The following is a 19,851-nucleotide window of genomic DNA, read 5'->3' as shown; positions in this document are numbered from 1 at the left end:
TGTTTATTTCCTTATCGCTAAGCGCGGGTTGAACAGATCATTGAGACCATTACCAATCAGCATAAAACTCATTACGGTAATGAAAATGGCCAGCCCTGGCAGGGCCGCCATATACCAGGCAGTACGCAGCACTTCACGCCCGCTCCCCACCATACCCCCCCAGGACACCAGGCTGGGATCACCCAGCCCGAGGAACGAAAGCGACGCTTCAGAAAGGATGATTTGCGCGATCAATACCGAGGCAGCCACCATCACCGGCGTTACACTGTTCGGCAACACATGGCGGAAAATAATGCGGGTATGGCTGAGACCGAGAGTGTTCGCGGCGCGGATAAAATCCTGCTCCCGAATTTTCATCGCCTCTGCCCTGACCAGACGGGCGATTTGCGGCCATGAGGTGGCACCCAACGCCAGAGACAGACTGAACAACGTCGGACCCAGTGCCAGAATAATCGCGATGGCGAACAGTAAGCGTGGCATGGTGAGAAACACCTCCGTCACCCGCATCAGCACATCATCCAGCCACGTGGAAGCAAAATAGCCGGAAACAACACCAATGAGCACACCGCAGACCAGCGCCAGCACGGTAGCAATCAGGCCAATTGCCAGCGAGGCACGCGCACCGTAAAAAAGCTGCGCCATCACATCCCGGCCCATCATGTCAGTGCCAAGCGGATATGACGGATTACTACCCGGCCACAGGTTGGGGGCGCTGACCATCTCGCGTGGATCGCCAGGAAATAACCACGACGCAAGTATGGCGCAGATAACAATCACCAGCAGGATCAGTAGCCCCAGTAAGAGCGATGTCGAACCGCGGATACGTTGCAGTTTGCCGGTGCGACGCGGTATGGCCTGAAGCGTAGAGTCAGTCATGCGCGATTTCTCCCGATACGTGGGTCGAGAACAACATAAATCAGATCGATAGCCAGATTAACCAATACCACCAGCAGGGCACTGAAGAGGAAAATGCCCAGCAGCAGGTTGATATCGCGTTGCAGCACCGCGTCATAAGCCAGCCTGCCAATGCCCGGCCAGCCAAACACGGTTTCAATCACCACTGAGCCACTCAGCAGCCCACCAATTTCCAGCCCGGTCAGCGTCACAATCGGCAGTGCGGCGTTACGCAGCATGTGTTTAAAGATGACACCCCACTCCTGTAAACCCTTAGCACGTGCAGTACGGATATAGTCCTGATGGTAGACATCCAGCATTGAGGAGCGAGTCAGACGCACATAGACAGATAAGAAGAACAGGCTGAGAGAAAAAGCGGGCAGGATCAGGTGGTGCAGCACATCGGCAATGTGTTGCCAGATATTGGTGTAACTGGTGCCGACAGTGGAAAACCCACCGGAAGGCAACCAGGGTAATTTCAGCGAAAAGGCAACAATCAACAATAAACCGATCCAAAATAGCGGCGTGGCAAAACCCAGCGTCGAAAAAACTGAGATAACGCCATCAATCCAGGTTCCACGATAACGGGCAGCCAGCACACCCAATAGCACACCGAACACCAGCGCGAAGAAGATTGCTGTTAAGGCCAGTAATAAAGTGGCAGGCAAGCGGCTGATTATCAGATCGCTGACACTGGAGTTATAGAGAAATGAGTACCCCAGATTAAGATGGAAGATAGCACTAAGATAATGGGTAAATTGCTGCCATAAAGGGACATCAAGACCATATAACTGCCGCATTTCATGCATATATTCGGCAGAAGCCCCGCCTGATTGTGCGGCAATGACATCGGCCAGATCACCGGGTGCCAGCTTCATCAACCCGAAAGCCAACAAAATAATAATGATGACGGTTGGAACGACCTGTATAAGCCGAAAACCTATATATCTTAGGGTACTGTTCATATTTATCTCCTCGCCACTGGAGAGTATCGAAACAGGATGGAATGCAAATAAACTAATTGTTATTAACAAAGACCAGAAGTGGCATTACTGTTAATTAAAAAGCCCACCTGAATGATCAAAAATAAAAATAGAATCCCTTATCAAGCAATAACCTTATTTTCATAGGATTAAATATTCCCCCGGTTTTCTTCGCACGGTTGCTCACGGTAATAAAGTTATCGCGCTTCATATTTTAGTGCGAAATGACTTGTCAGATTTGATTACCCTGATAGGTGTCTGATTGACAGGATGGGGCTTAACCGACATGGTGAAAAACCGCGTAGCCACAGGGATACTAAGGATCATGAAAACCTTTGCAGACAACAGCAAACTGCTGGCGAAATGCCTGCGTATCCTGGGGCATCCGGACAGGTTGCTGATTGCTTTCGAACTGAGTCAGCAACCAGCTACAGTGGCAGAACTTGAAGCGAGAACCCGGATTGCACAACCCTACCTGTCACAGCATCTGGCCTCACTGCGCAAGGCACGTCTACTGGTTTCAACCCGGGCTGCCAGATCGGTGACCTATCGTCTCAATAGCGGATTATCAGAAAATCTCATTTCGGCGTTATTGCTGGCAGGCCAATAATGACGCCATCCCGCCTGATCCTGGCTATTTCACCCTGTGCCGTTGCACCAGATGCGCCAACCCGGTGCACAACAGGTAATACACCAGCCCGGTATCGGCTGGCAGGCATTCACTAATCCCTGCGGCAACAATATCCAGCGCAATGACGTCGCCGTTGAAAACCCCTGACTTAACGCCGCTTCGCGCTGCCCATCCGGCAAAGCAGCTAACCCGGTGACATCAGCCAGCTGATGTCACCGGGTAACAACACGGCCAGCTCCGTTGCCAGAAATGCGCTGAGAATCGAATTCCCCTGCGAATTTAGCTCCGGGAGTACAGCCAGATTATTAGCAACTTTGCGACACGGATTGCGCCGGAACTGGGCTGGAAGCCCGCGTCAGAAACAGCGCCGACGTCCAGATACGCGACTGATCTTGCTGGCGAGCCGAAATGAACAGCGCATGCTCTTGCTTCTCTGGCAGTGACAAATCCTGCAAGACAATTTCACCCGTGACATCACGCGGCAGCGCTAATTCGCTAATGGCCTCAATCTCGACCTGCAACTCAGTACCCGGCAAGGTGTAACTCTGCTTGCCCGCCTGCAGCAGCTCTGCACCGCTGATTTCGACACTGAATTCCGGTGCCCACACATGCGGATGCGGTGCGCGAACATCCCCGACTTTTACATAGCCACCAATATTCAGGTGAAGTTTAAGTTGGGCGTGCTCCAGCCCGCCGGTCCTTACCGTAATGGTATCGCTGTCACCATTGGTATCCGTCCGCAAACCGATTTGCGTATGATTTTTACGCCAGATGACCTGCTCAGGATGGTCGGCACCTGTCAGCTCGAAGCGATTAATCGGCGTACCAGACACCTCAATATGCCCCTGCCACCAGGCACCCCGGTAACGGTCTTTGATCCGTGCGCCACTCAGGCGCACCCGGAACTGACGGGTTGAACGCCCGCGCTCTGCATGGAGATCGCGCTCCCAGACTTTTTTCTCGCCATCGTACAGCATTATCGCTTCCCAACCCGCATCGCCCAGCAGTCGATAGTTCAACACCCCTGTGGCGCTGAATGACGCGACATCACCCATCACGGCTGCGCCATAACGGAGTTCGCCATAACTGCGTTCACCGGTGGTTGCGAAAGTATGACGCGCCCTGAGAGCTGCCGCCACCCCCTTGCGGTCAAACTGCTCAGCCAGCACGCCGGTTAATCCGCCCCGCGATCCGAACACTGCGGTAGCCGGGACACCACCACCACAACGCCCCTGATGTTCATCACTGTTTGCCGTTGCGCCAAGACGATAGCCCCGCTCCAACGCTTCAGCGTAAACCCAGTGAAACTGGCCCCACGCCGAGCTAACTTCAATCAGGCGTTCCAGTTCAGGATGATGCCAGTCGAGATTGCAGCGACGCCCACCGACGTGTGGGATCAACAGGTGTTTGTGCGGTTCTCTGGCATACGCAGCATAGAGTTCATCCAGCGGCCAGGCTCCGGGTTTTATCGTGCCAGCGGTAAACTCATTCCACTCGAAGGAACGAACCAGACGCCCTTCGCGATCGAAAGGAAACTGCGGGTCGTCATCTTCGAGAAACACCACATTGTGGTCTCCCCCGGCGCAGGTATTGCCACACCACTCGGTACCGGAATAACAGACAAAATGCCCGGACTGATTCAGCTCATTGATCAGTTTGACCGCTTTTTTCCAGCGGGCTTCGGTAATGTTGAAATCATTGGCGGTGTAACCGAGGATATCCAGACCGGCGACATCCCGGCCATAACTCAGGTTATACAGGGTATCGTTGGTGCCTACGGTGTCATCGGAATGCACATGCAGATCGGCATACAATGGTCGCAGGCCGCTGCTGATCTCTTCCGCGTTGACCCACGCCTGGCCTTGCAATGGCAAGGCATCAAGGGTGGCCGTGAGTTGCCATTCCCCCGCCGCCAGCGCCAAATCCTGCACACGCGTGATCGCCCAGCCCTGTTCAGCAAGGCTGAAACGCTGCTCAACTGATGTCCCATCCTGGCGGGTTAACCTCAGAACGCCGGTCAGGGGTAAGTTGATACAGGTATTTCCCCAGGCATCATCCAGCCGGACGATGGCGGAAAATCCGGTATCTGGGGCAATCAGCCGGGGGGCGATCACTGCCAGGCTGGACGGTGCGCCCGGCACAATATCCAGCAGAATATAGCCCGGCACCTCGGCAAATTTGGAACTGCCCAGCGGGTCGACAAACATACGGAAGGCAAAATCTTTCTCGACAAAACTTTGTACACGGGTGCCACCGCCGCCGTAGCGACGATCGCCGAGGCGGATGATAATTTGATCACCCGGATTCAGATAACCATCGACGATGTCGATCAGAATCGCTTTCTGAAACGGACGCTCGTGCCCTTTTTGATCGAATCGCACCTTAAGATGCTGCACCGTTGCCGGGCTCTGCCCTGGCACCAGGGGCCCCGCCTGGTACTCCGCACTGATATAGTCCGCCGCTGCCGGTTCGCTGGTCTGGAACAGTGCCCAGTCTGAATAAAACTTAAAGGCCAGTTTCAGCCATGCCCCGTCCGCCAGACCACTGGCACCGACGGTATAGGTCAGGACGATCTCCTGCCAACTGCCAGCCGTGACGGTGTGATGGGAACAAATCACGCTACCGAGAAAAGGACGCGCTTTATTCAGCTGATACAATCCCTGGGGTGCCACATACTGGCCGGCATCGCGAATATCAAATTGGCTCACACTTACCTCTCTCAACATTAAGCCGCACGCCAGCGCTGATAGCGCCGCTCAATACGGCGGAACACCAGATTTTCCATTAGCCAGGCAATCAACCCGATCAGGCAAATACCCAGCAGTACCTGACTGCTGTTGCCCGTCTGACCACCCATCGCCACCATCCATCCAATACCCTGTGAAGCCCCCAGCATTTCGGCAGCCACCAGTGCGCGCCACGCCTGACTGAAACCAATGCGTAAAGCGGCGGTAATAAATGGCAGAGAGCTGGGCAGATAGATATGCAGCAATAACTGACGATAATTTGCGCCCAAGGTACGGGCGGCACGGACTTCACCGCCACGAATGCCACGGATCCCTTCCTGGATGGTGATGCACATCGGGAACAGGGCAGCAATGACGATCACCACCATGATGGAGGTGAAACCCAGGCCAAAAATAAGCAGCATCAGTGGTGCCCATGCGATGGGCGGGATCGCCATAAACAGGCTGTTTAATGGCGTAATAAAGTCCCGAAAGCGATCGGATAAACCGGCACTGACACCCAACAGCAGCGCCAGCACCACCGCGATGGTGAAGCTTGCGAACTCTTCCAGCAAACTTGCCCACAGTTGTACCCAGATCGAACCGTCGCTAAACCAACGGACCGCTTCATGCCAGACATCCCAGGGCTGAGGCAGCACGTAAGAGGGATAGCGGCTGGCAACAGCGATCCATACCAGCAGCAAGAACGGCAACGACGCCCAACCCCAGTTTGGTTTGAACCTGATCACGGTTGCAGACCCGCCTTACGCAACCATTCAGTGCTCACCACATCCTTCAGCCTGGGGGCCTGCTGCATATAACCGAGTCTGAGCGAGTCATTCATCAGACCCTGAATAAAGGCGCTGTTCTGATCGGTGAGGGAAACCGACCAGTGAATACGTTTACGGGCCTCCTGCACCAGGGCTTCTGGCGTGATAGTTTTCCCGTCGACCGTTTTGATCGCCTGCAATTTGAAGGCGTCGGCGATGATTTTGTCCGCTTCCTGCGGATGCTGGTTGATAAAGTCGACCGCTTTACGGTGGGCACGTAATAATTTCACCACATCATCCGGGCGATTTTTCAGGGTTTCCGGCAATGCCATAATCACGTACCAGGGATAGTCCGGCTGTACCTGATTCACATCGAGCAGCACCCTGGCATCACCGCGCAATATCGCCTCACTGACGAAAGGTTCCCAGGTGAAGGCCGCATCCACCACATTCTGCCCCAGTGCGGCCACCATATTCCCCGCAGGCATACTCAACACCTGAACATCTTTATCGGCGGTCAGTTTTGCCTGCTGAGATAGCACCAGACCGCGCAGCAGCACATCCATACCGCTGCCCTTTTTCACTCCTGCGATACGCTTGCCTTTCAAATCGGCAAGATGGGTGATAGTGCTGTTTTTACTGACCAGCAACGCTGCCTGACCGCTGTTCACTTTGGCGATGATTTGCCCTTTCAGCCCACGGGAATACCATTGGAAAACCGGCGGCGCACCAATATAAGCCGCATCCAGTTCATGCGCGGCTAAGGCTTGGGTGATAACCGGACCATCACCAAACGACGTTAACTCAACGTTAAGGCCTTCCTGTTGATAGAAGCCTTCTTTCTCTGCGATCAGTGCCGGGGCGTTCGCCAGTGCATAAACCCAACCAATGCGAATTGGCGGATTCCCGGCCGCCAGGCTTGAGGTGGAAACAAGGATGGCCGCAACCAGCAGCGCAAAGCGTGATTTACCCATTGTGTTGTCCGTTTTAATGTGATGATTTTTGAGGGAGTTGCTGCATCACGTCACTGATGCGTTTAAGTAATTCCGTGCGATAAGCGATAAATTCAGGCAACTGACGCGTTTCAAGGTTGCTACGTGGGCGCGGCAGCTCGATATTGAGTTCGCTATGGATGCCGCCGGGCGCAAGGTTCAACACAATGACGCGATCGGCGAGGAATACCGCTTCTTCAATATCGTGCGTGATGAAAACCGTGGTTTGCCCCAGCGCCGTCCACAGACGCAGGGTTTCTTCATTCATGTCGCTGCGGGTGATGGCATCCAGTGCCGCAAACGGCTCATCCATCAACAGCACTTTTGGTTCGAGCGCCAGAGCACGGGCCAGGGAAACACGCTGCTGCATCCCACCGGACATTTGATGCGGCAACAAATCGGCCGCATGCGCCAGCCCTACCCGGTCCAGATATTGCCGGGCGATCGCCAGCTGCTGTTTTTTGCTGATCTGATTGCGCATCCGCAGACCAAAGCGCACATTTTCTACCGCGCTTAACCAGCCAAACAGGTGCGGTTGCTGAAATACATAACCGAGGACATCGTTTTCCGGTTGAATCGACTGACCTTTCACTTTCACTGCACCGGTGTCCGGCTGAGTAAAACCCGCCAGCAGGTTCAACAGGGTGCTTTTGCCACAACCGGACGGACCCAGCAAAACGACAAACTCACCCTCATCCGCATGGAAGCTGAAGTTGCGAAACACCTTAGCACCGGCAGGGTATTGGAATGTCAGGGAATCAATGTCCAGCATGGCAACGTTTGTACTCATCAAAGTGACTCTGTGAGAGAATGAAGCGAGATATGGTAATAATACGTATTAATACAAGTTGGTCTAAGATCGCTTCTTGCTAAATTAGATCCGAACGGAATACAGACAGGCGGGATAATCATGACTTTGGTTCGAGACAACCTGACGTCGCTTTACCGACAAATCGCTGACACTTTGCAGCAGGAGATTGCTGCGGGTTGTTATCAGCCCAGTGGAAAACTACCATCAGAATCGGCGCTGGAGCAGCGTTTTGCGGTCAGTCGTGTCACCGTGAGACTGGCTTTAAAGCACCTTACCGGACAGGGGGTGGTTGAGCGTAAACAGGGGAAAGGGACTTACGTTGCAGGAAAAAAAGTGGCACATGGTATCAATGTCATGCGCAGCTTTCATGAGTCGCTGACACAGCAGGGTCTGAATGCCACAATGCGTCTGCTCGAAAAAAAGAGCAGCCCCACGCCGGAGAATTTGCAGTCCCTCTTCAATGTTGCGGATAACCTGACGTTTATTGCCAGACTGCACCTGGTAGATGGCGAGCCAATCGCAGTCGGTCACAGCTATATTTCTGTTTTCAGTGAGAACATGAGCTGGGAGTACATTGAGCAACAGCCAACATGGTCTTTGCTGGAAAAAAGTGCTGGGTTAGCCATTACACGCGCCGACATCCGTATCAAGTTGAATTTTGCCGACAGAGCCCTCGCCGAAATCCTCAATGTTACTGTCGATGCCCCATTGTTTCATCTGGAAAGGACCTCCTGGTTTGAAGACAGTCGGTGTGCAGAGCACTCGGTCTTTTACATTCGACCAGAACGCTATGAATTTACCTGGAATAATGGCTAATATTCCATTATCGCGGTGGCTTTTCTCGTTCCAGCATGTAAGAACGCTTCCCGTTCCAGAGGCCACAGCCGCTTTGTAATAGCCCCCAGGTTGGCCTCCATTCACCTTGCCTCACCTCTGGCTTTAATTTTCAAAGCTAATGAATTTTCATACATTTTTCTATCAAATACTCTACCAAAACACTAACCGCACTCTTTCATTGTTAGTTAGCAAATTTATGCTGACCGGATTCACAAAAACCTAACTCGGGCAAGACGGACTTCGGCAGTACCAGTGGCAGATGGCAGATGGCAGATGGCAGATGGCAGATGGCAGATGGCAGATGGCAAAGATAATGTTAAGTACCTGGCCGGAGTAAAGTTGGTACTGTAAAAAGAGGATGATATCTGGTTCTCACTTCAGGTTTGTCCTGCGTGATAGCAACGCCCTAAACCGAGCGTTCTGCTCTTCAGGTAAAACAGGAATATTGACATAGTGAGAACGTGTCAAAAGCATTTTAGTATATGATTTATTAAGATATATGTAAAAATCACCCTAAGAGTTCTCATCCGAAAAGTGTAGAAATCACCCTCAGAATTTTGGCTAAGATATGTAGTAATCACCCTCAGTGTAAGGTCGTTAAGATGTAGAAATTGCCCTTTAACTCCTTTTAGAGAGATGTAGGGACTGCCCTCAACCAAATCACACTGAAAATAAGGTGTAGAAATTGCCCTTAATGTTCGATGGCAACCACTACAGCCATCCGAAGGTGTAGTTTTTGCCCTCAAAATCGCTGATTACAGTAAATCCCAGGGGATATAAACGCGGTATGGTGTAGAAACAGCCCTCAATTAAGGGCAAAAACTACATGTGCATCATCCTGAAGTGGTGAAATAAAGCACAGATAACACATCTGGAAAAGAAAGCAGTCAGAAAATCACCAATATATTCAGATGACTATCCAACAACGTGTAGTTTTTGCCCTCAGGTTGGAGCATCGCCCAACAGGAGAACAAGAAGAAGAACTCGACTGGTACTTTTCATAGCGGAAATGTAGAAATTGCCCTCGGATTTGCATCCCCGTAGGGCGTAAGGTGTAAGAATCACCCTCAGATTCAGGCTTTCAACAGCAGGGGAATGTAGTTATTGCCCTCGTGCCAGGAATGCTTATGGCAAATTGACATGTAAAAACTGCACTCAGATTTAAACGATCAACAGCTGGCATATGTAGGAATTGCCCTCACATCGGGGATGTTGAAGGTAGACAGAGATGTAAAAAATGCCCTCAGAATTAAGCTTACATCAGCAGGTACTGTAGGAATCGCCCTCGCATTCAGAATGGGTGCTATCAGTAGGCAAATATGTGGAAACTGCCCGCAGGTATAAGTTTCCTTCAATGAAGACATGTAGGAATTGCCCTGATACTGGGATACTACAAGTAGCAAGATGTAGAAACTGCCCTCAGGCATAAGCATCCATCAATAAGGATATGTAGAAAACACCCTTACGAGCAGTCAACGAACAGGGGGAGTTGATAGGGTCTTCAGACAGGAGCTTCAAACTGAGGGGAAGTGTAGGAATCACCCTCGCGTACAGGCTTCTGTCTGTATTGGATATGTAGATTTTGCCCTCGGGTCTGGGCTTCTATCAGGGGGAAGACATGTAGAAATTGCCCTCAGCTTTGCTGGTAGGTGAACTGAAAATGGGTGATACGATTCCCTGACTTCTTCTCACTGTAAGTAATTGACATATGGGTTTTTTCTTTGATTTCTTTTACGGCTTTTACAAGAAAACCACGCTTAAACTCAGCCATTTTGAGGTACGACTTCGGCAATCCATAGCGCTCGATCATCCAGTCGACTCCTAACACAGCAAAACCAGAACCTTCTGCATTCTTATACTGACAAAGTGACTCATAAAGGCGAATAGCATAGGGATTGGTGATACCTGCTACATCCTTGATTTTGATTTTAGTGAATCGCTTCTCCAGTGAGGTAAAGAAAGGCATCAGATAGGGATTCAGGTGGACAATGTAGGTACCGCGTCGTGGAGAGTAGGCTTTCTTAATCATCCAAGGGTAAACCTCACTGCCCTTCTCGTTCCCTTCGTCTTCTTCAGGGCGAAAAATACATACTTCCTTCGCTGCGAACCCGGCCAGCGCTGTCCGGATATCTTTGCTGGCTTCAGCCGAGGGCAAATTATACATCTCTGCGTATTCAGCAACCGTGAACTCACAAAGACCAGCGGATTTATCACCGCCTTTGGTTGCGTTTCGTATACGGCCAACAGCAAGGAAAAGAATACGCTTTTGGTCACGCGTTAAGTGGTATGCTGCTTCAGTCATCTCATTAGACTGCGCAATGATCTTGCTGACAGGCATTACTGATTCAACCAGCGCCAGAACTTGCTTGTTTTTATCCACTGATTCCGATCCCCTGTTGATCCGTGTGAGTAACTTTTAAGGTTGAGGGCAGTTTCTACATACGTTAAGGGCAGATGATACACATGCTGGAGGCAATTTCTACATCTATTGAGGGTGATCTCTACACCTTCTGAGGGTGATTTCTACATATTGATCCTTCGCAGGCCGCGTGTGACAAGGGCTGAGAGCCGTCTAAAAAGGTTTAAAAATAGGTAACAATTTTAAAAAACTATTAAAAATATCCCGGTGGATAAGTGGAAAAGTCACACACTTAAGGACCTGGATGAAGCATGCGATCCGCAGGATCATTTTTAGGATCCTCATATGAGGTCAGTAAGAATGCACCTTCAGCAGCTCACGTAACAGAAACACCATTTGAATCTAAGATTTTATAATGGCCACCAGTCTGCAAACGCGTTTGTGGATAATGACGATTAAACCTTCACAACTACTACGCATGTATGTATGGAGAACATCAAAACGATCCAATGATGGACAATGCCATAGTCAGTTACAGATCCTGAGTTTTAAAGAGATCAATGCCAGAGAACTGCACCAGACGTCATTAACGCCGCTTAGAAGCGCTCTGGCAATAAATCCGGTGGCTACCCACACCTTGACCCTTAAAATCGCTCTCATGGCCAACCAAGCCGGTAAAATTGAGGTATCCAGAGTCGTTTCCTTCCGGCGAATCAACGAGTTCTGAAACAAGATCAAACATCGCAGGAACAATATATCGAGAGTTAAATGCAAGATCTCTGATTTAGCTTGGTGGTGTCTTCCAGGTTCGCACTGGGCAATCCATTCCAAAAAACGTCTGTAAGCGATTCTGAGCCTACTTCAGATAAAAGTGATGTAAGGCATGTATTTATGCTGTTCATTGCTCCAGAAGGCCAGGAAGCATCATAACTGGCTGTTTAGTCACAAGACAGCCAGAGAAATGATCTCGTTATACAAGGATGCATGGTTAGCACTATGGCAAAACCCTTTATTCAGGTTTTGGTCGGGTAGGGGTACTTCTTACTGTAATATTCACTTCGATCAGGAAATACGGGCATCTGCACTCCTTTGGGATCTACCACAGCGTCCCACTCCCACCATGCCTGCGGATGTCGCGCGTTATACCATTCAGTCTTTTCTTCACGGTGATGGGTGTAATCATCATCATCCCTGCCCCATACTTCCATGGGGTATACATCTCCATGAGGCGTATCCGTAAGACAAAAATCCATATGATACTCACTGATAGCTGAGTCATAGATCAGTGGTTTCACAAATGCCCTTCTCTCACTGACAAGACGATCAGCAACGATCCCTTCGAAAGAGGAATCAAGAGGCAACCATTGGTCGTTGACCATCATAAGGCAGGCCTGTCGAACCTTAGCAGATTTGTAATTCGAACCCTGCTTAGGTACGTCAGTCACAGCGATAAGCACTACGTTCTTCCCTTCTCTCCACCAGGCGGATGCACGGGGAAAACGTTTCAAAGTGTCATTCCAGCGAACGTTGTCAATGTTGAGAAATGGCATACCCTGAGCAACGAAACTTCCTACTGGTAAAGTACGTAGCCCCGATTGTGCTGATTTTACCTCAAGCTGACAAATGACGATCAGACGCCGGTTGTTATTTATGGCATAAGTCGTTCGCGCTTCGTTTTCATTTTTTCTGTCCTGCAGCAACAGAATATCGTTCAGATGTGTCGTACCCTGCCGAATTAATTTTGCCTGTTCGTCCAGCCGCCTTGCTACCGTGTTTGAAGATCTTTTGCCTTCAAACGCGGGGGACCAGGCATTCATCTCACTGTTTTCCCAGAGTAAATGGAGTACCCCCAGCAACGTCATTTGCCCTAATTTGGTATCTGCATGGTTTCGTCTTGCGGGTAAAAGGGCATCTGGTTCAGTTGTCTTAACCTCCTTCACCTGGAGTGAATAGCCGAGACTAATTTGCACCGTTCCGTCCGGATCTTCTGTGAGAGCTTTTCCTGAATAAGTACTCGCAGCTCCATCACTGTTGACTCTGCTATGAAAAATACAATCTTCGGCATGGTGCGATCCTGTGTGTGGAAAGCGCCTTAATGAAAAAGGCTCACCACCATTTACGGATCGGATGTAAAGCCTTAGTTCCTTTGTTCTGTCACACGAACAGGTAGCGATATAACGAGTATCCCATGCTCTTCTGAGACATTTCTGGTACGCATCGGAATGAGTTTTCCTGCGTTCGGGGGAAAACGTATGATTTTTGGCTTGAGCTAAATTGTGAATATTAACCCAATATTCCTTCTTCTCGGCCATCGCTTATCCTTAATTAAATCCTGACTTATTTGTCTGCAATCTATAAAGATTACCCTATGTCCACATACCGATAACAATTACTATTTTATCCGTCATCAAATTTGCGATATTAACCTTAAACAATATACATTTTAAATAAAAATGTAATGCACTTTCAATGATGGAATTTCTGCACTTCATTTCAGTTTCGTTCTGATCTATTAGCGCATAGAATCAAAAAAACCTGATCCCAGAAGACGTTATAGTCAACTAACGGCTGAAATGAACGGTTCTTGTTACTTAACCAAAATGTAAATTCTGACGCTCTCTGGAGCGAACAGGATTAATTCAAATTTTGCATTCATCGACAGGAGTGGAATGAAATGCAGTTCATCACTAACGGACCGGATATTCCCGACGCGCTGTTACAAGCCCATGAAGAAGGACGCGTAGTTTTTTTCTGTGGTGCTGGAATTTCCTACCCTGCTGGTCTGCCTGGATTTAAGGGGTTGGTTACCAGCATTTATAAAATTATTGGGACAGCAAGAGAAGAGATAGAAGAAATTGCTTTCGAACAAGAAAAATTCGATGCCACGCTTGATTTGCTTGAGAAACGCCTACAGGGACGCAGAATTGCAGTAAGACGTGCACTCGCAGAAGCATTGAAACCTAAACTGCGCCGTAAGGGGGCGATGGATACCCACAGTGCTTTGCTCAGGCTCGGCAGAAACCTGGAGGGAAAGACAAGGCTCGTCACCACTAACTTCGATAATGTCTTTCACAAAGCAGCCAGGCGAGACGGCGTTAAATTTGATACCTATTCTGCCCCCATGCTCCCCGTGCCCAAAAACAGCCGGTGGGATGGTGTCGTTTATCTACATGGATTGTTAACCGGTAGCCAGGATGAAACATCATTAAATCGTCTGGTTATCACCAGTGGAGACTTTGGGCTGGCCTATCTTACCGAGCGTTGGGCAGCACGCTTTGTCAGTGAGTTGTTTCGTAACTACGTCGTGTGCTTTGTGGGATACAGCATCAATGATCCAGTTTTACGCTACATGATGGACGCGTTAGCGGCTGATCGTATGCAGGGTGAGTTCACCCCCCAGGCCTGGGCATTCGCTGATTACGAATCTGGTCAGGAACATAAGAAAACTGTTGAGTGGGAGGCTAAAGGGGTCACCCCTATTCTTTATCATGTCCCTGTTTCCACCAAAGGAGTCCCTGATCATTCAGCATTGCATAAGACCCTGCATGCCTGGGCAGAAACATACAGAGATGGCACTCTGGGCAAAGAGCGGATCGTGGTGAATCATGCACTGTCACGACCTTCAGCAAGCACCCAACAGGATGATTATGTCGGAAGGATGCTATGGGCTCTGTCCGATAAGTCGGGGTTGCCCGCCAGGCAGTTTGCTGACTTTGATCCTGTGCCATCCCTTGACTGGCTGATTGAAGCGTTTGAAAAGCGAAGTTTTCAGCACTTCGATCTGCCTCGCTTCGGTGTTACTCCTCGTGCTGAAGTTGACGATAAATTAACGTTTAGTCTGGTATCCCGCCCTGCCCCGTACTCTCTTACCCCATACATGGGGTTATTTGACAATGCTATTGATGCTGTCAGATGGGATGAGGTCATGTTTCAGATTGCTCGCTGGCTCATCCGGCATCTGAACGACCCAAGACTTGTTATCAGTCTTGCGGGTAATGGGGGATCTCTTCACGGACGCTTCAGGATGATGATTCAGAAAAAACTTCAGGAAATCGACGCGATGCTGAGTGGCGATAATATCTCTGAACTGGACAGAATCAGGGAAAGTGCTCCTAATGCAATACCCAGTCCCTTGATGAGAAAGCTATGGGGCTTAATTCTGAGCAGACGGGTTAAATCATTCTATAGAGAACCGGATTTGTATCAGTGGGTTGCTCTGATTAAAACCGAGGGATTGACAGGAACTATGCGTCTTGAGCTCAGGGATATGCTGGCCCCCTGTGTTTTACTTAAGCAGCCGTTTCGATTTTCGAAAATACCCGGAGATACAGATGAACAGAAGCAACTTCGTGATCTGGTGGACTGGGAAATCCATCTGAAAGCGAATGATGTGAAAGGAACTTTAGAATCACTACCTGCTGACCGTCTGAAATCTATCTTTAAAGAAATGCTGGATGACCTCCAGCAACTGCTTCGGGATGCTCTTGATCTGTTACATGAGCTGGAAGACGCTGATGAATTCCAGGATCCTTCCCACTGGCACCTTCCATCTATCACCCCGCACTGGCAAAACCGGGGTTACCAGGAATGGGTTGTTTTAATCGAGTATCTTCGTGATGGCTGGCTGACTTTATATGACAGCAACCACGACCGTGCCCGGCAAATAGCCATGTCCTGGTTTCATCTTCCCTACCCGACTTTCAAACGACTCGCTTTCTTTGCTGCAAGCCAAAATGGCTGCATTTCTTCATCAGTCTGGGTTGATTGGCTCGTTGAAGATAATGCCAGATGGCTTTGGTCAGTTGATACTGGCCGGGAAGTGTTTCGTCTGCTGGTGCTACAGGGAATGCATTTGACAAGCGATTATCTGGAAAAGCTGGAGTCAGCGATTCTGGCAGGCCCACCACGGAGTAAGTACAGTGAAGGTTTGGGGCATGATCGATGGCACCATATTGTTCAACATGAGATTTGGAAGTACTTATCAAAACTGGGCTTATCCGGCATTCAGCTGGGCACTCAGGCAGCCGAATACCTTCATGACGTCTCTAAAGCTAATCCGAAATGGAAGCTGGCTGACAATCAGAGTGATGAATTCTCTCACTGGATGAGTGTTACCGGGGATCCGGATTTTGATAGTTTTACTAAATCTGAAAAAGCGCCAGAGGACCTTCAAGAGTTGGTTAAATGGCTGAAGGAATCCCCCGATGTTGACAGGCATAACAGAAATGATGACTGGCGAGACGTCTGCGAACTACGGTTTGAAGATAGCGTCGTTGCGCTTTCAACATTAGCTGAAGAGAACGAATGGCCTGAAGGTCGCTGGAGAGAGGCATTGCAGGTCTGGGGCAAAGATTCTATGACCCACCGGTCCTGGAAGGCTGCCGCACCTTTAGTCAGTAAAATGCCAGATGATAAATTTAGTAAAGTTGTTCATTCAGTCAGTTGGTGGACTGAATCCTGTGCAAAATCTATTGATATACATCTTGATGAATTTTGGTCATTATGCCGCCGAATACTGGAGTTGCCCCTGGATGAATCAACACGAATCACCAGCAATGGTAGGCCTATTAACTCCCCCGTCACTGAGGCAATTAATCATCCTGTTGGGCACATCACAGAGGCATTGGTGAACTATTGGTTAGCCAGTAAACCGAGGGACAACGATACACTTCCTGGTGAATTGTCCGCTTTTTTCAGTGAGATCTGTCAGCTCGATGTAGCCCGCTATTGTCATGGACGAGTCATACTTGCAGCGAATCTTATCGCCCTGTTCCGCGTCGATAGATCATGGGTGGAATCATATCTGCTGCCAATATTCAGCTGGCAAAATCATTCAGAAGCCAGAGGGGTTTGGGAGGGATTCTTATGGTCGCCCCGACTTTATAAACCTTTGCTTGATGCCTTCAAGGATAACTTCCTGAATACTGCTGAACATTATGATAATCTCGGAGAACATCGGCATCAGTATGTACAGCTACTTACGTTAGCCGCCTTGGACGTTAAAGAGGGTTTCACTGCGGCGGAGTTTCAGTCTGCTATTGGCCATCTGCCTTCTGAGGGATTAGTCAGTGTGGTACAGACGCTTAAGCAAGCTTTGGATGGGGCTGCTGGTCAACGTGAATCATACTGGGAAAATCGAATTCTGCCCTTCTGGCATGACATATGGCCTAAATCACGAAATCGTTCTTCCCCAAGAATCTCAGATTTACTTTCTCAGTTGATTATCACTTCTGAAACATCTTTTCCAAAAGCCTTGAAGATGGTTCAGGACTGGTTGAGGCCTATAGATAATCTTTACTACGTCCTTCATCTGCTGGAAGGAACCAGTCTGTGTACACAATTCCCACAACAGGCCATTGAATTTTTGAGTATTATCATTGGTAACTCACCTTTCATCCCTCAAGAGCTGCGGAAGTGCCTGAATGACATAACGAACGCCGATCCTGCGATATCCCAGTCTCTGGCATATACGCGTCTGGACGAATTGTTACGTCGAAGCAATCTGTAACCTATCGATTGCACGGAGGTGATCTTCGTGCAATTTAAATTAATACTTCAATCGAATCGAGAATGTTGCAGATACATACTGGGAGGAATCGGAATGCTGATTATGGAATATGATTTCGCATGCGAAATCATATCGACAATCACTGGTTCTTAAGTGCACCTGATATTTCAGAATGGATATGGTTTTAACCTGACGGTGCACACTCTGTCGGTTATGAACGACAGAGCGTACGGATAATCAACGAAGTCCCAGAAGTGTCACCTCGCTGGCTTCTTCGTAGATTTCGCCTTCCGCTGTGGAAATCCAGACCCAGCCAAATTCATCCGGAATACGATCCAGCATCAGATACCCTTCAAGCCCATTCACTAATACAATCGGTTTTAGCGTGCTGCCAGAGTTATGATGGTTTGAAGCAGGGATAGGATTTATGGATGAATGCTGTAAATCCTCAGACAGATCAGATTTCGCATGCGAAATGTTGCTGTCAGCAGGCCTATCCTTCTTTGGGTCTTTTTTCGGGTTTTTGCGGTTATTAAGTTCCTTCTTAACGTTCGCTCGAGTGACGTTTTTGCCAGAACTAATTTTTTCAATGAAATCATCAGCACACTGAGAATCGACTTCATTCAGCTGTATGAGATTATAGATAAGCTCAATATCAGATAATTTGCGTCCCCGGACCAGGGTTCTGATCTTCTCGGGAGCGGAACCAATGCGCATATGCTTACTGACGAATGAAGTCGGTTTACCAAGTGATTTGGCAATTTCTTCGCCGCTCATACCATAATTATTTTTCAGCTGTTCAAATGCCATTGCGGTAGCCAGTGGTTTAAGACCTGACTGCTGAAGGTTTTCAATCAGCTGGCCCATAATCCGCTGGCGTTCATCGCGTGGAGGAGTACCGACATAAATATCGATGTACTCATCCCCTCGACGTTTCATCGATCTGACACGGGTAGCACCAAACCACACGCGATATCCTTTCCTGTCTTTTGGAAAGCAGCGAGGGGGTGTCAGGTTGCCAAATTCAGAGAATGACTCCACCATGCCTGATAGAACTTCTTCATCAAAATCTGATTCAGGACGTACCTGTTCAACTTCATAGACCTCATCAGCACGTACCCTGACAATCTGTCCTGCAGGTTCCATTGCTGGTCTGCTGATCTCGCTGCGCATTCTGGCTGCCTCAGAATCTCCTGCAGGAGCAGGGGCACTGCGTGCAGCTACACTTGTTGCTACCTGTGGCATAGCGGCCGTAGTATCCTTTTGTTCCTGTAGTTTTTTCTGGAATTTACTTGCTGCCATGAATATCACCTCCAGTTAGCTGGACAATCTTGTTCGTAAGTTCCTGATACTGAATCGCTGGCTTGCTGGACGGGGAATATTCACGAATTGTCATTCCCAACTCAATCGCTTCTTTGGCTTGATTTTTAACCCAGGATATTAAGCCAAGAACCTTATCTTCATTGTAATTCTTTTCAGCGAGAATCTCGAAAAGGCGTTTAAGGTTCTCAGTTTCCACTGCAGTAAGATATCCATCCAGCAACGGCTGGGTGTAGCTTTGTACACTTGCCTGAGTGATATAGGTGCCAAGAAACTGCAGCGAAGGATTGTAGTTTTTACGGATTCGAAGCATATAGTTAAGTTGTTTACCTACACCAATCCTGGACCCTTTTTCAAGCAGAGTAGGGACTAGGAGGTAGTCACCAACAACATGTGAGGCAATCAGTAGATTGTTATACTCAGGAGCGGAGTCAATCAGGATGTAATCATACTGACTTCTCAGGGAGTCGATCCTGTCTTTGAAATCGAATACGCAATCCTGCGGACGGTAGTTAATCTCACCTAGTTCGTTAGTCGAGCCAAAGATGTGACGTCCATCTGGCAGAACTTCTGGCCGGATTTCTGTGTCCTGGAAAAAAAGCTGAAACGCATGTGCTTCACCCGGGGTAAAGCTGTTTCCCATAGGGTCACGATCAATGGACAACGGAATACTTCCCGGGAAAGTCCTTTCGGTCAGCCCTGATGTACTGTCGAAATCTATAATGAGCGTCTGGTAGCCCAGTTGCTGCATATTGTATGAAATCTCATTGGTTGACTGCGTTTTAACCACACCGCCTTTCTGATTACCAATGATGATGACTTTTCCTGCTTTCTTATTGTCCATTCTTAGACCCTTAACATTTCGCATGCGAAATTTTATTTTAAATCGCAAAAGTTGATTGCTAAAACTGGAGCCCTAAAAGAGTATGCTTTCTTGCGATTAATGGTTAAAAAAGCGGCCAAACCAAAAAAAAGTTTCGCATGCGAAATTGTTGTTCATTCACACGCCGGGTCTGACTG

Annotated in this window: 14 protein-coding genes and 1 pseudogene; 4 read left to right on the top strand and 11 right to left on the bottom strand. The window is 48.9% G+C overall.

Translation table 11 applies throughout. The features are described 5' to 3' along the window. Positions 1-3: 3 nt before the first annotated feature. Entirely contained in the window at positions 4-876 is an 873-nt protein-coding gene (locus RCF31_RS26565) for an ABC transporter permease (protein ID WP_416414313.1), read from the bottom strand. Then, on the bottom strand, positions 873-1,859 hold the full coding sequence (locus RCF31_RS26560; protein ID WP_416414312.1) for an ABC transporter permease: 987 nt from the start codon (positions 1,857-1,859) through the stop codon (positions 873-875). The genes RCF31_RS26565 and RCF31_RS26560 overlap by 4 nt, the downstream gene beginning before the upstream one ends. Positions 1,860-2,202: 343 nt before the next feature. Between RCF31_RS26560 and RCF31_RS26555 the strand changes: the two genes are divergently transcribed. Beyond that, on the top strand, positions 2,203-2,487 hold the full coding sequence (locus RCF31_RS26555) for an ArsR/SmtB family transcription factor (protein WP_416414311.1): 285 nt from the start codon (positions 2,203-2,205) through the stop codon (positions 2,485-2,487). 86 nt (positions 2,488-2,573) lie between these two features. Here RCF31_RS26555 and RCF31_RS26550 read toward each other — a convergent pair. From RCF31_RS26550 to RCF31_RS26530, 5 genes and pseudogenes are all read right to left on the bottom strand, one after another. After that, positions 2,574-2,702: pseudogene (locus RCF31_RS26550) on the bottom strand (amino acid ABC transporter permease); the annotation flags it as partial. 111 nt (positions 2,703-2,813) lie between these two features. Further along, the gene (locus RCF31_RS26545; RefSeq protein WP_416414310.1) at positions 2,814-5,234 is read right to left on the bottom strand and encodes a hypothetical protein; all 2,421 of its coding nucleotides are present in this window, start codon (positions 5,232-5,234) and stop codon (positions 2,814-2,816) included. Next, on the bottom strand, positions 5,234-5,980 hold the full coding sequence (locus RCF31_RS26540; RefSeq protein WP_416414557.1) for an ABC transporter permease: 747 nt from the start codon (positions 5,978-5,980) through the stop codon (positions 5,234-5,236). Before RCF31_RS26540 ends, RCF31_RS26545 begins: the two co-directional genes overlap by 1 nt. Beyond that, entirely contained in the window at positions 5,980-6,978 is a 999-nt protein-coding gene (locus RCF31_RS26535; protein ID WP_416414309.1) for an ABC transporter substrate-binding protein, read from the bottom strand. The genes RCF31_RS26540 and RCF31_RS26535 overlap by 1 nt, the downstream gene beginning before the upstream one ends. Positions 6,979-6,991: 13 nt before the next feature. Then, a complete protein-coding gene (locus RCF31_RS26530) occupies positions 6,992-7,786 on the bottom strand; it encodes an ABC transporter ATP-binding protein (RefSeq protein ID WP_416414308.1) in 795 nt (264 codons plus the stop codon). 120 nt (positions 7,787-7,906) lie between these two features. Here RCF31_RS26530 and RCF31_RS26525 point away from each other — a divergent pair, with 120 nt between their 5' ends. After that, positions 7,907-8,623, top strand: a complete 717-nt coding sequence (locus RCF31_RS26525; RefSeq protein ID WP_416414307.1) for a GntR family transcriptional regulator — start codon at positions 7,907-7,909, stop codon at positions 8,621-8,623. A 1,654-nt stretch (positions 8,624-10,277) separates the two neighbouring features. On the opposite strand, the gene RCF31_RS26520 is transcribed toward RCF31_RS26525, so the two are convergent. Further along, positions 10,278-10,982, bottom strand: coding sequence for a RepB family plasmid replication initiator protein (locus RCF31_RS26520; protein WP_416414556.1), 705 nt, complete (start codon positions 10,980-10,982; stop codon positions 10,278-10,280). 436 nt (positions 10,983-11,418) lie between these two features. Here RCF31_RS26520 and RCF31_RS26515 point away from each other — a divergent pair, with 436 nt between their 5' ends. Then, entirely contained in the window at positions 11,419-11,730 is a 312-nt protein-coding gene (locus tag RCF31_RS26515; RefSeq protein WP_416414306.1) for a hypothetical protein, read from the top strand. A 286-nt stretch (positions 11,731-12,016) separates the two neighbouring features. On the opposite strand, the gene RCF31_RS26510 is transcribed toward RCF31_RS26515, so the two are convergent. Then, positions 12,017-13,315: a DUF1173 family protein gene (locus RCF31_RS26510; protein ID WP_416414305.1), complete on the bottom strand. Its 1,299-nt coding sequence runs from the start codon at positions 13,313-13,315 to the stop codon at positions 12,017-12,019. Positions 13,316-13,677: 362 nt separating this feature from the next. Here RCF31_RS26510 and dsr1 point away from each other — a divergent pair, with 362 nt between their 5' ends. Continuing rightward, on the top strand, positions 13,678-17,511 hold the full coding sequence (gene dsr1, locus RCF31_RS26505) for an anti-phage defense-associated sirtuin Dsr1 (RefSeq protein WP_416414304.1): 3,834 nt from the start codon (positions 13,678-13,680) through the stop codon (positions 17,509-17,511). Between the two features lie 237 nt (positions 17,512-17,748). Here the strand turns inward: dsr1 and RCF31_RS26500 are convergent, their stop codons facing one another. Together RCF31_RS26500 and RCF31_RS26495 are read right to left on the bottom strand one after the other, a co-directional pair. Then, a complete protein-coding gene (locus tag RCF31_RS26500; RefSeq protein WP_416414303.1) occupies positions 17,749-18,813 on the bottom strand; it encodes a ParB/RepB/Spo0J family partition protein in 1,065 nt (354 codons plus the stop codon). Beyond that, positions 18,800-19,675 (bottom strand): ParA family protein, encoded by an 876-nt coding sequence (locus tag RCF31_RS26495; protein ID WP_416414302.1) that lies wholly within the window; start codon positions 19,673-19,675, stop codon positions 18,800-18,802. The genes RCF31_RS26500 and RCF31_RS26495 overlap by 14 nt, the downstream gene beginning before the upstream one ends. Positions 19,676-19,851: the final 176 nt, after the last annotated feature.

The organism is Pantoea sp. App145 (assembly GCF_047947045.1).
In the GTDB taxonomy this organism is placed as follows: Bacteria; Pseudomonadota; Gammaproteobacteria; order Enterobacterales; family Enterobacteriaceae; genus Pantoea.
Note: the sequence above shows the minus strand (reverse complement) of the source record. Positions and strands in the feature narration are given on the sequence as shown.